The sequence below is a fragment of the Lysobacter sp. 1R34A genome (genome assembly GCF_051217035.1).
Lineage (GTDB): Bacteria > Pseudomonadota > Gammaproteobacteria > Xanthomonadales > Xanthomonadaceae > Lysobacter.
On the sequence record NZ_JBPKJP010000112.1, the window covers coordinates 1 to 11,822 of the forward strand.

The window sequence follows — 11,822 nt, forward strand, 5'->3', positions numbered from 1 at the left end:
TGCTGCGTGCCGGCCGCCGCACCGGCACGCAGCACCCTGTCGGCTTCGGGCCGGCCGATGCGCACCCAGCCGCCGGGCGTCGCCGCGACCGGCCAGCCGGAGCAGCTCAAGGGCGTGCGCCGCAACATGGCCCGCGTGATGGCCGACGCGCACAGCAAGGTCGTGCCCACGACGCTCGCCGACGACGCCGACATCAACGCCTGGCAGCCCGGCAACGACATCACCGGCCGCCTGGTGCGCGCGATCGTGGTCGCCTGCAAGACCGTGCCCGCGCTCAACGCCTGGTTCGACGGCGACAAGCTCACCCGCACCCTGCATCCGCAGGTCGACATCGGCATCGCCGTCGACACCGACGACGGCCTGTTCGTGCCGGCGCTGCGCAACGCCGACGTGCTCGATTCGCGCGGCGTGCGCGAGGCGATCAACCGTCTGCGCGCGCAGGTCGAAGACCGCAGCATTCCGGCCTCGGAACTCAGCGGCTATACGATCTCGCTGTCGAACTTCGGAATGTTCGCCGGCCGTTACGCCACGCCGGTGGTGGTGCCGCCGACGGTGGCGATCGTCGCCGCCGGCAAGGGCCGCCACCAGATGACCCCGGTGATGGGCGGCTTCGAATCGCACAAGGTGATTCCGCTGTCGCTGACCTTCGATCACCGCGCCTGCACCGGCGGCGAAGCCGCGCGCTTCCTCAAGGCGATGATCGACGACCTCGCGCGTCCGAACTGATCCAGCCGAAAGACACCGCTCCCGCACCGCGCGGGAGCGGCTCGGGCGTCCACGCCTTCGATCCCTCCGCGGCGCCGACAGCGCGCAGTGCGCGGACTTGCTTCGCCGGCCGTGCTCCCTAATGCCCTCGCCGGTGCGGCGAGCGAGAGGCACTCGCCCTGACCCACTCGGGTCCGCTGAACTCAACCCCGACTTCCCGCGGCGCGACGGCGCGGCCGATGCCTGCCCGCCGTCTTCACGGGCTCGGCCAAACCGGCATCCCGCAATCGCGATAGGCATCACGCTCGCCGCTACGATTGCGTTTAGGAATAAATAATTCCCTAAATCAATTACCCAGGAATCGCGCTAGCGTCGGCCCGCAATCCCGGCATCGGGCGCCTGCCGGCGCCGCGGCCGGCCCTTCGCCCTCATCGTCAGTCGAGAGGTTCCAGCATGAAGCGTTTCCTGCGCACGGCCCTGTCGTGCATTTCAGTCGCGGCCTTCGGCCTGATCGCGCCGGCCGCCCACGCCGCCCGGCCGGCCTTCCAGATGCCCTTCCCCTGCGGCCAGACCTGGTACGGCGACACCTACCCCGGCCATGGGCTGCGCTATGCCGTCGATCTCAACCACAAGCCGCGCCCGCTCAGCGACGCCGACCTCGGCTCGCCCGTGGTCGCCTCGGCCGCCGGCACCGCGCGCACCTACGACCCGCACCCCGGCACCGGCTACGGCCGCCTGGTGGTGATCGATCACGGCGGCGGCTGGCAGACTTATTACGCCCATCTCAACGCCATCTCGGTCGGCAACGGCGCCCGCGTGTCGCAGGGGCAGAAGATCGGCACGCTCGGCAAGACCACCCGTCCCGGCAACAGCATCTCCGCTCACCTGCACTACGAACAGCGCCTCAACGGCGACGACCAGAAGATCGTCTGGAACGGCGCGACCATCGTCTACGACCAGTACGAAGTGGCCTACAAGAGCCGCAACAGCTGCAGCGCCGGCGGCGCCACCGGCACGGTCAGGACCAGCGGCTCGGCGCTCAACGTGCGCTCGGGCCCGGGCACCGGTTACAGCGTCGTCGGCTCGCTCGCCAACGGCGCCAGCGTGACCATCCGCTGCCAGAAGACCGGCGAATCGGTCAGCGGCACCTACGGCACCAGCAATCTGTGGAACAACATCGGCGCCGTCGGCAGCAACCGCTATATTCCGGATGCCTACACCTACACCGGTTCCGACGGCCGCGTCGCTCCGGACTGTTGATGACCCTGTAAACAAACCCGACGGCGCGACGGCGCACCGGGGCGGCGGCGAGACCGCCGCCCCGCCGTCGGCATCGCATCGAGGACGCCGATGAACTACGCCGAGCCTTCGCAGCCATGAGCCACGCCCGGCTAGGCCTAGCGCTGCTGACGTCCGCCTTGATCGGCGGCCTGCTCGGCGCGGCAATCACCCGCTCGTGGATGGCGCCTGCGGCGCCCCAGGGCGGCGACCACGCCTCAGGCGCGCCCGCCTCGGCGGACACGCCGACCCGTACGCAGCACTCGGCCCTGGCCGACGCCCTGGCCGGCGGCGGCCCGCGCGGGCGCGGCGCCGAGGACCTCGACCGCGACGTCCGCCGCGCCTCGCAGGACCCGGGCCATTTGCGCGAACTGCTGCGCCGCTACAGCTTCGAGACCGATCTCGACCGGCGCGGCGCCCTGCTCGCGATTCTGCAGGGCGTGGCCAACGACGAGGTCCTGCAGTTCGGTCGGCGACTCGCCGCTGATCCCGACCCGCAAATGCGGCGCAACGGCCTGGCCCTGCTCAAGGCGTTTCCGCTCGACCGCGCCGAAGTGCGCGACACCTTGGCGCGGCAGTTGCGCGAGGAGCGCGATCCGGCGCTGTTGAAGGAAAGCATCGACATGCTCGCGCCGGCGGTCGTCGCGAGCGAAGACGCCGCGCCGCTGCTGGAACGCCTCGCCGCGCTGCGCGGCCACGCCGACCCCGAGGTGCGCGCCAGCGCCGTGCTGCAGTCGGCGCGCTGGGACAAACAAGGCGACGGCGCCGCGATCCTCGAACCGGCCCTGCTCGATCCGGACCTCGCCGTGCGCCGCGCCGCGATCGCCGGCATCGAAGCCTCCGGCGCGCGTTCCGAACGCCTCAAGATCGCCTTACTCGACATCGCCGGCGACGCCGGAGCCGACGCCGACCTGCGCCGCGCGGCGGCGTTCGCCCTGCAGAACTTCGCCCTCGATCGAGACGAGTACGCGCTGTACCGCGACGCGCTCGCCCGCGCCGACGCCACGGGCCGGAGTTTGCCGCTGCACTGAATCGCGATGCCGGGACGCTGCGCCAACGCGGCGTAGCGATACAGCGATGTGACGAGTACCGCGCCGCCTCGCCGCGCCGGCACTTTCCCGACCGGGCTCGGCGCGGCAATCTGCACCGCGGTCCTTCCCACGGAGCATTGCCATGGCCCATCGCAGCCGCCTGGCCGGATTCATCATCGATTGCGAAACCGGCGACCTCGACGCCGCCGCGAATTTCTGGAGCGACGCGCTCGGCCTGGCCCGCAGCGAAACCTACGACGACGGCGACGCCGAATACGCCTCGCTCGCCGACGGTCCCGCCGCCCTGCAGATCGAAGTGCAGAAGGTCGCCCATCCCTCGCGCGTGCACTTGGACATCGAGAGCGACGACCTCGACGCCGAAGCCGCGCGCCTGGAAGCGCTCGGCGCCAGGCGGGTGGCCTTCGTCAAGCGCTGGTGGGTGATGGAAGCGCCGACCGGCCACCGCTTCTGCATCGTGCACATGAAGCATCCCGAACGCGGTGCGGCGCCGAACGTCTGGGACTGACGGCGCTCAGCTGTCGTCGACGACGAGCCGGTCGCGGCCGCTGGCCTTGGCCCGGTACAGCGCCTGGTCGGCGCGGTCGAATACTTGCTCGGGGCGGTCGCGCTCGGGCTCGCCGCCGGCAACGCCGATCGACACGGTCAACGGAAACGGCAGCGACGAACGGGCGATGCGCTGGCGGATGCGTTCGCCGACTTCCGCCGCCGTCGCCAGGTGCGTGCCCGGCAGCACCACCAGGAACTCCTCGCCGCCGAAACGCACCGCGACATCGCCTTCGCGGATCGAGCCGGCGACCGCGTCGGCCACCGCGCGCAGGGCGCGGTCGCCGAGCAGGTGGCCGTGCCGGTCGTTGACCATCTTGAAGTGGTCGACGTCGATCAACATCAAGGTGTAGGCGGCGCGGCGCAGGCGGTCCATCGAGTCTTCGCTGCCGAGCAACTGCGCCAGCGCGGTGCGGTTGAGCAGGCCGGTCAGCGGATCGTGGCTGGCGCTGTGCTGAAGCAGGTCGTGGCGCCGTTGCAGATCGGCCTGGGCCTGTTCGAGCTGTTGGGCGAAGGCCTCTCGTTCGGACAACAGCCGACGTTGCTCGATCGCATAGCGGCGCAGTTCGAACAGATGCTGGACCTGGCGCGCGATCGCCGCCAGGCCTTCGCGCTGCGCGTTGCGCAATTCGCGCGGCACGCTGTCCATCACGCACAAGGTGCCGAGCGCGTAACCGTCGGGGCTCAGCAGCGGCGCGCCCGCATAGAAGCGCAGTGGGCGCTCGTCGAGCTTCAGGCCTAGCCCGGCGAACCGCGGATCGTCGGCGAGGTCCTCGACCACCAGCACCTGGTCCGGCAGCGCATTGGCGATCAGGCGATGGCAGATCGAGTCCGAGCGCGGTCGCTCCGACGCCTTCAGCCCGACCCGCGCCTTGAACCAGACCCGTCCGTTGTCGACCAGGGCGATCGCCGCGGCCGGCGTCTGGCACAGGGTCGCCGCGAGCCGGACCAAGTCGTCGTAGGCGCTCTCGGGCACGCTGTCGAGCAAGCCGTAGCCGGCGAGCGCGAGTTGACGGCCGGACTCGTCTCCGGGCTCGGTCGGCATCGGCTGCGGGCGCAACGGCACGACGGACATCGGCAGGTCGGGGCGTAGTTTTCCAGCCCTGGACGCTACTCCGGCGCCGATTCAACGCCCGTGAACGGCCCGATCGGACTCACGTTTTCCGGCATCTGCGATTCAGCCCATCTCTGCCATCGCCGAGACGCCCGCTAACCTTGGCGATCCAGCCACACGCCCAGGCCCTGGGCGTTGAGCTCGATGTCGACCGCCAGACTGGCATGGACTTGCGCCTCGCTGAGCGGGCTGCCGTGGGCCCGCGCGCGCTCGGTGTACAGCGCCTCGAGCGCGGCCTTCATGCGCGCATGGCGATCGCCTCCGGCGGCCTGCGCGTCGCAGCCGATCCGCACCATCGCATCGATCTGCTCGATCAGCTCGGCGCCGAGCCGCTGCACGTCGCCGACACGGCCGTAATGGGTCAGGTACATCGCCTCGGGATCGCTGGCCAGCAGCATGCGGATCGAGGCCTTGAGCGGCTCGGGTTCGAACTGCACCGGCGAGCTGGTCGGAATGACGAAGGGCCCGCGCGCCGAATCGAACTCGCGATACGACAGACCGAAGGTATCGCCGGTGAACCAACTGCGGCTGCGCTCGTCCCACACGCACAGGTGATGGCGCGCATGCCCGGGCGTGTCGACGCACAGCAACGGCCGTCCGCCCAACTCGACGATGTGGCCGTCGCGGGCGATCACCACGCGTTCGGCCGCCACCGGCGCGATCTCGCCGTAGCTGCGGGCCATTTCCGCCTCGCCGTAGACCGCGGTGGCGCCGGCGACCAGGCGCGCGGGATCGATCATGTGCGGCGCGCCGCGCGGATGCACCACCAGCCGCGCATTCGGCAACTGCCGCATCAGCGCACCGGCGCCGCCGGCGTGATCGAGATGGACGTGGGTCAGGATCAGCCAGTCGACGTCGGCCGGGGTCAGGCCTTGCGGCGGCAGCGCCGCGAGCAACGCCGGGATCGAATGCTGGGTGCCGCAATCGATGAACGCGCCGCGGCCGCTGTCGACCACCAGATACGCGGCATCGAAGATCGGCCGCTGAAAACCGGTGTCGATGGTGACGATGCCCAGGGATTCGCTCATGACGGCACTGCGCGGCGGAGTCGGGCCCCAGTCTATGCGCTGGGCGCCGCGGCGACATGCGGCTTTGGTCGCAGGCGCCGGCCCGTTCGCGGTCGTCGGGCGCGAAGGTTTCGTCGGTCCCGTCTATCGCCCGCTCAATCGAGCATGTCGGTCCAGCGACGCAGCCAGCGCCAGCGCACCACGCCGGCGATGGTCAAGGTCGCCAGGAACACCCCGTAACCGAGCGAGGTCGCGAAGATCTGCGGCCACATCGCGCCATAGGCGTCGCCGGCATAGCGGTGTGCCCAGCGGATCGCCAGCACGAAGGCGCATACCGACGCGGCCAGGGACACCGCATCGAACAAACGCCGCGCGGCATTGCGCGGCTGCCGCGGGTACAGCCAGAATAGCGCGCCGAGAATCGCGAACCAGGGCAGGAACAGGATCAGCGCCAGGTTGAGTTCGACGAACCGGCTCACGACGTCGCGCTGTCCTTCGCCGCCTGCGCCTCGGCTTCGGCTTGCACGATCGCGCTCAGCGCCGCGGCCACCGCGTCGCGGCGGGCGTCGTCGACGGCATCGGCCGCGGCGAGCAAAGCCGCGACGTCGCTCTTGCCGGCCTTGAGCGCGGCGATCAGCTGCCCGGCCTCTTTCGGCGAAGCGAAGCCGCGACTTTGCAGCAGCACCTCGTCGCCGTCGGCGAGCTTGAAATAGAACTGCCCGTCGCCTTCGCGGTACTGCTTGAACACCGGCAGGCTCGCCTTGCTCTCGGCCTTGGCCGCCGTCTTGACCGAGGCCTGCGACAGATCGCGCAGGCCGACCGCTTCGCGCAGCGCCCTCATGCGCGGGCTGACATGCTGCGCGCGCACGCGGCGGGCGCCGTCGACCAGGATCGCTTCGATGTCCTGCGGGCGCGCCATCAGCGTCTCGTACTTCTCGCGCAACGGCGCGACCTCGCCGTCGATGCGTTCGAACAGGGCCTGCTTGGCCTCGCCCCAGCCGATGCCCTCGGCGAAGGCGCGGCGCATCGCCTGCGTTTCCTCGACGCTGGCGAAAGCCTGGTAGATCTGGAACAGGGCCGAGCCCTCGGTGTCCTTCGGTTCGCCCGGCGCGCGCGAGTCGGTGACGATCGAATAGATCAGTTTCTTCAACGTGTCGCGCGGCGCGAACAAGGGAATGGTGTTGTCGTAGCTCTTGCTCATCTTGCGCCCGTCCAGGCCCGGCAAGGTCGCCACGCTTTCCTCGATCAGCGCCTCGGGCAGGACGAAATGCTCGCCGTAGAGATGGTTGAAGCGCTGGCCGACGTCGCGCGCCATCTCGATGTGCTGGATCTGGTCGCGGCCGACCGGCACCTGGTTGGCGTTGAACGCCAGGATGTCGGCCGACATCAGCACCGGGTACATGAAAAGGCCGGCGGTGATCGCGGCATCGTCGTCCTCGCCTTCGGCGCGGTTCTTGTCGACCGCGGCCTTGTAGGCATGAGCGCGGTTGAGCATGCCCTTGCCGGCGACGCAGGTCAGGAACCACGACAGCTCCGGAATCTCGACGATCTCGCTCTGGCGGTAGAACCAGACCTTGGACGGATCGAGCCCGCAGGCCAGCCATGCCGCCGCGATCTCCAGGGTCGAGCGCTGCACGCGCTCGGGCTCCTGCACCTTGATCAAGGCGTGCAGGTCGGCGAGGAAATAGAAGCTTTCCACGTCCGGGGCCAGGCTCGCGGCGATCGCCGGGCGGATCGCGCCGACGTAGTTGCCGAGATGCGGGGTGCCGGAGGTGGTGATGCCGGTCAGGATGCGGGTCTGGGTCATTGCCGATCGTGGGTGGAACGTGGCCGGCCAGTGTACCCGCTGCCCGGCGGCCCCCGCCTCGTCCGCGGGGCCTCAAGCCAGCCTCAGGCGAGGATCGGGTGGGTCCCGGACCGGCGGCTGAGCGCCGGCTGAGCGCCGCGGCCGGCCAGACCGGGCCGCGCAACCCCGTTCCGGGAACAGGTGCGTTTGCATGCTCGACCACCCAGGAGACACCGCCATGTTCCGCACCTTCGCCCTGCTCGCCGGTGCCGTGTTGACCGCCACCGCCTGCACCCCGGCCTTCGGCCGCCCGTTGGTCGACCTCGCGGTGATCGACCGCGACAGCGGCGATTGGCTGCCGACCTATCCGCACCGCGGCCAGCAATGGATCGCCGGCACGCCCGGGCACCGCTATTCCGTGCGCCTGACCAACACCACCGGCCAACGCGTGCTGGTCGTACTGTCGGTCGACGGCGTCAATGCGGTCAGCGGCCAGACCGCTAGCCCCTCGCAGGCCGGCTACGTGCTCGATGCCTGGCAATCGACCGAAATCAACGGCTGGCGCAAATCGCTCGACGATGTCGCCCAGTTCGTCTTCACCGATCTGCCCGACAGCTACGCCGCGCGCACCGGACGTCCCGCCAACGTCGGCGTGATCGGCGTGGCGGTGTTCGAGGAACGTCCGGTGTATCGCGAACCGCCGCGTCCGTATCCCTATCCCTATCCGGCGTCGCCGCCGTACGGCCGCGACCAGGGCATGGCCGAGGCCGAGCGCCGCGCCTCCAACGGCGCAGCCGCGCCGGCGGCCAGTGCAAGCAAGGCGCGCGAAGCCGCAGCCGACAGTACCGCGGCGCAGTCCATCGGCACCGGTCATGGCGCGCGGGAGTGGTCGCCGGTCTCGCAGACCGATTTCGTCCGCGCGTCGCGTTCGCCGGCCCAGGTCATCCAGTTCCGCTACGACGATTATCGGAACCTGGTCGCGCGCGGCATCGTGCCGCGTTACCGCGCGCCATATCGGGACAACGAACCGCACGCGTTCCCGAACGGTTTCGTCGCCGACCCGCCGCCGCGCGGTTGGTAACGCGCGAGGCGATCCTCGACAGGGCGGGGCCGCGATGGTGCAATCGATATCGATCGGTCAGGCGAAACGCGGCGCAACGAAAAACGGGCCGGACGAATCCGGCCCGCTTCCCCTTCCATCCCCGAACGCGTATCGCGCGTTTTCCCGCGCGACAGCGGCGCCCGGTTCAAGCTCGCTTCGTTTCAGCTCGCTTCGTTCACGCCTGTTTGGATCGCTGGAGAGCCGATCCGCAAGCGCATCAAGGCATCGCTCAGTTCAGCGTCTTGCCGAATTCCCTCACTTCCTTCTCGGCGCGGTCGCGTTCCCAACCGTAGCGCTCCTGCAACTTGCCTGCGAGGTATTCCGAGTTGCCTTCGGCGACATCGAATACGTCGTCGGTCAGATCGCCCCACTTGGCCTGGGCCTTGCCCTTGATCTGGGTCCACTTGCCGGCAATGATGTCTTTGTTCATCGATAACACTCCTTCGTTGGGGGAAGTCGGATCCGGCGCGACGCGCGTGCGATGCAGTCATGCGCATGCAGTCGTTCGAGATGACTGTCCAGCGCGTCGTTGGCTTGCCGTATCGCCGAGACAGTTTCGCAACGGTCACGTTCCGGCCGGGTCACGATTGCGTTAGCTGCGGCTTGATCTCGGTGAACGCGGATGAATGCCTCATTGCGTTTTGTGCGCAGGTTCGCGCTTCGGCGACCCACCATGCAGATGGTGGGCGACCAGCACGGCGATCGGGCGCGCCAACGCGATGCATGCGCCGCCGTCTTCATCGGACAGCCAACCCCCAGACGCAGAAAAGGCCGGATCGCTCCGGCCTTTTCACAGATTCGACGGACCGTAACGGCTTATTTGCCGTCGCGGACGTCTTCGGCCGTCTGCTCGACCTTTTCGCCGGCCTTCTGAACGTCCTTGCCGGCACCGGCCACGGTGTTGCAAGCGGTCAGGGTGCCCATCGAGAACAGGGCCAGCAGCAACAGGGCAGTCAAACGCTTCATAGGAACTCCTTGGTCGGTTACGGATACCAGATCGGGCCGCGCACGCTGTCGCGTCCTGTCCGCATGAAACGCGAGCCAATGTGAAGCCGGTGTGCAGCGCCGGCCCGGCGCCCGCGGAAACCGGCCATCGCGAGCCGGGCCCGGCGTGCCGCCGTCAGCGGCGATTCATCGCCGCGGCGACATCCGCGCTCATTCGCGCATCAGGGTCGATTTGCCGAACAGACTTTCGACCAGGTCGACCGCGAGCTTGGCGGTGCGATTGCGCTTGTCGAGGATCGGATTGAGTTCGACGATGTCGAGCGAGGCCAGACGCCCGCTGTCGGCGATCATCTCCATGACCAACTGCGCCTCGCGGTAGTTGGGACCGCCCGGCACGGTGGTGCCGACTCCGGGCGCGATGCTCGGGTCGAGGAAGTCGACGTCGAAACTGACGTGCAGATGGGTGTTCTCGTCGACGCCTTCGAGCGCCTCCTCCATGACCCGCCGCATGCCGATCTCGTCGATGTACCGCATGTCGTAGACGTCGAGCCCGTGCTGCTGGATCAACTGTTTCTCGCCGCGGTCGACCGAACGGATGCCGATCTGGCGGATCTCGTCGGCGCGCATCGCCGGGGCCGAACCGCCGAGATGGGTCAAGGCTTCCGGGCCGAGCCCGCACAGGCACGACACCGGCATGCCGTGGATGTTGCCCGACGGGGTGACCTGGCTGGTGTTGAAGTCGGCATGCGCATCGAGCCAGAGCACGCGCAATTGCTTGCCGGTCTCGCGGCAATGCCGGGCGACCGCGGTGATCGAGCCCAGGCCGAGGCAGTGATCGCCGCCGAGCAGGATCGGCATGCGGCCCTCGCGCAACTCCGCGCCGACCGCGTCCATCACCAGGCGGTTCCAGGCCACCACTTCGGGCAGGTGGCGATAGCCCTCGACCGGCTTCTGCCAGGGATTGCGCGGGCCGTCGAGGTTGCCGCGATCGACCACGTCGACGCCGCGCGCGCTCAAGGCTTCGCCGAGACCGGCGATGCGCAGCGCTTCCGGTCCGAGCCGCGCGCCGCGATGACCGGCGCCGACGTCGGTCGGCGCGCCGAGCAAGGACACCGGAGGATAAGTACGACTCATGAGACTTCCTCTTCCCTGCGCCGGCATGGCGACGCACGAGGGATATCGATAGTGAACGCAGACGATGCCCGCGGCATCGCGCGATCGCCGCAACAGGGCCGCGCGTTGCGCTGCGGCCGCCGACGATGCCGGCATTCTAGCTCAGGGCGGATGCGGGGCTGTGCGTGAGCGGTCGTGCGGCGTTGCAGCAGGGCCGGACGTGGGAGGGATGGGAGTGAGTGCGGCTCAGCCTGCCTTGGCGGCATCGCAGGACTATCGGCGGTTTGCCGTAAGGCATTCGCGGTTGACCTAGCGCCGGAATGGTTCGGGCGTTGGATGTGCTGAACCAACTGCGGTTCGCCTGCCTTGGCAGCGCAAGGCCTGGGCGATGGATTGGTGATTCGCCGCGGGGCGCTCGTGGTTTGGACAAGCGCCGGAATGGTTCGGGCCGTTGGATGGGTTAGCCGGGCGGTTGTTTTTCCTCGGATTCACGTGGTGCCGCTTGTCCGAATCGAACGGACGACCGCTCGCTTACAAGGCGAGTGCTCTACCAACTGAGCTAAAGCGGCAAGGCGTGACGGCGTGCGGACCGGGACTGGAGCACCGATGCGGCGACGGCAGGCGCATTCTACGCGCCCGCGCCGCCCACGGACAGCGCGCTCAGCCGAGGGCGCCGCAAGACACGCTGCGCCAGCGCTGGGCGCCGGCGGCGCGGCGCAGGGCATCGCCGTTCGAGGTGGTGGTGGCCGCGTCGATCCAGGTCGCCGAGGTCGTCTCGCCGAGCGCTTCGACTCGCGCCGGGAAACCGGCCTCGCTGAGCGAGGACGCACGCTTGCGCGCCGAGTCCTCGCTGCGGAAACGGCCGAGGGCGATGCCGTTGGCGTCGGCGCCGGCGCCCATCACGAACAGATCGCTGAAACCGGCGGCGCGAATGCGCTGCGCAGTCGCCTGCGCCGCCTCCGCGCTCGCGGCCGGCGGCAGATACACGCGCCAACCGCGCGAAGGGTTCGAGCTGCCGGCCTGGGCACGCGTCGCCAGCTTCTGCGCGAGCGGCTGCAACTTCGCCCGCGCCGCATCGGCGGCCGCGGCATCGGCGAACGGGCCGACGCTGAAGCATTGCGCTTTCGCCGCTTCGGGCGTCGGCGCCGCCGGAGTCGTGGCCGCAACCGCCTGGGGC

The 11,822-nt window shown here is 69.3% G+C and carries 13 protein-coding genes and 1 tRNA gene; 5 read left to right on the forward strand and 9 right to left on the reverse strand.

Going from position 1 to position 11,822, the window contains the following annotated elements; translation table 11 throughout:
* From ACSAMQ_RS17865 to ACSAMQ_RS17880, 4 genes are all read left to right on the forward strand, one after another.
* Positions 1-726: 2-oxo acid dehydrogenase subunit E2 (locus ACSAMQ_RS17865; protein WP_435396953.1), on the forward strand; the 726-nt coding region annotated here is incomplete at its 5' end.
* Between the two features lie 432 nt (positions 727-1,158).
* Positions 1,159-1,965 carry a peptidoglycan DD-metalloendopeptidase family protein gene (locus ACSAMQ_RS17870; RefSeq protein ID WP_435396954.1) on the forward strand — a complete coding sequence of 269 codons (807 nt, stop codon included), beginning with the start codon at positions 1,159-1,161 and terminating at the stop codon, positions 1,963-1,965.
* Between the two features lie 116 nt (positions 1,966-2,081).
* Positions 2,082-3,014 (forward strand): HEAT repeat domain-containing protein, encoded by a 933-nt coding sequence (locus ACSAMQ_RS17875; RefSeq protein WP_435396955.1) that lies wholly within the window; start codon positions 2,082-2,084, stop codon positions 3,012-3,014.
* Positions 3,015-3,156: 142 nt separating this feature from the next.
* On the forward strand, positions 3,157-3,540 hold the full coding sequence (locus ACSAMQ_RS17880) for a VOC family protein (protein WP_435396956.1): 384 nt from the start codon (positions 3,157-3,159) through the stop codon (positions 3,538-3,540).
* 6 nt (positions 3,541-3,546) lie between these two features.
* Here the strand turns inward: ACSAMQ_RS17880 and ACSAMQ_RS17885 are convergent, their stop codons facing one another.
* The 4 genes from ACSAMQ_RS17885 to ACSAMQ_RS17900 form a co-directional block, all read right to left on the reverse strand.
* Positions 3,547-4,653 (reverse strand): GGDEF domain-containing protein, encoded by a 1,107-nt coding sequence (locus ACSAMQ_RS17885; RefSeq protein WP_435396957.1) that lies wholly within the window; start codon positions 4,651-4,653, stop codon positions 3,547-3,549.
* A 134-nt stretch (positions 4,654-4,787) separates the two neighbouring features.
* Positions 4,788-5,720 carry an MBL fold metallo-hydrolase gene (locus ACSAMQ_RS17890; protein WP_435396958.1) on the reverse strand — a complete coding sequence of 311 codons (933 nt, stop codon included), beginning with the start codon at positions 5,718-5,720 and terminating at the stop codon, positions 4,788-4,790.
* Positions 5,721-5,854: 134 nt separating this feature from the next.
* Positions 5,855-6,178 (reverse strand): hypothetical protein, encoded by a 324-nt coding sequence (locus tag ACSAMQ_RS17895; RefSeq protein ID WP_435396959.1) that lies wholly within the window; start codon positions 6,176-6,178, stop codon positions 5,855-5,857.
* On the reverse strand, positions 6,175-7,506 hold the full coding sequence (locus ACSAMQ_RS17900; RefSeq protein WP_435396960.1) for a tryptophan--tRNA ligase: 1,332 nt from the start codon (positions 7,504-7,506) through the stop codon (positions 6,175-6,177). The genes ACSAMQ_RS17895 and ACSAMQ_RS17900 overlap by 4 nt, the downstream gene beginning before the upstream one ends.
* 217 nt (positions 7,507-7,723) lie before the next feature.
* Here ACSAMQ_RS17900 and ACSAMQ_RS17905 point away from each other — a divergent pair, with 217 nt between their 5' ends.
* Complete coding sequence (locus ACSAMQ_RS17905) at positions 7,724-8,566, forward strand: hypothetical protein (protein WP_435396961.1); 843 nt, start codon at positions 7,724-7,726, stop codon at positions 8,564-8,566.
* 250 nt (positions 8,567-8,816) lie between these two features.
* On the opposite strand, the gene ACSAMQ_RS17910 is transcribed toward ACSAMQ_RS17905, so the two are convergent.
* The 5 genes from ACSAMQ_RS17910 to ACSAMQ_RS17930 form a co-directional block, all read right to left on the reverse strand.
* Positions 8,817-9,017, reverse strand: coding sequence for a CsbD family protein (locus tag ACSAMQ_RS17910; protein ID WP_435396962.1), 201 nt, complete (start codon positions 9,015-9,017; stop codon positions 8,817-8,819).
* Positions 9,018-9,403: 386 nt separating this feature from the next.
* Positions 9,404-9,553, reverse strand: coding sequence for an entericidin A/B family lipoprotein (locus tag ACSAMQ_RS17915; RefSeq protein WP_435396963.1), 150 nt, complete (start codon positions 9,551-9,553; stop codon positions 9,404-9,406).
* Positions 9,554-9,742: 189 nt separating this feature from the next.
* Positions 9,743-10,666, reverse strand: coding sequence for an arginase (gene rocF, locus ACSAMQ_RS17920; protein WP_435396964.1), 924 nt, complete (start codon positions 10,664-10,666; stop codon positions 9,743-9,745).
* Between the two features lie 472 nt (positions 10,667-11,138).
* Positions 11,139-11,214 (reverse strand) — tRNA-Thr (locus ACSAMQ_RS17925).
* A 91-nt stretch (positions 11,215-11,305) separates the two neighbouring features.
* The coding region (locus tag ACSAMQ_RS17930) for an SPOR domain-containing protein (protein WP_435396965.1) at positions 11,306-11,822 on the reverse strand (517 nt) is incomplete at its 5' end.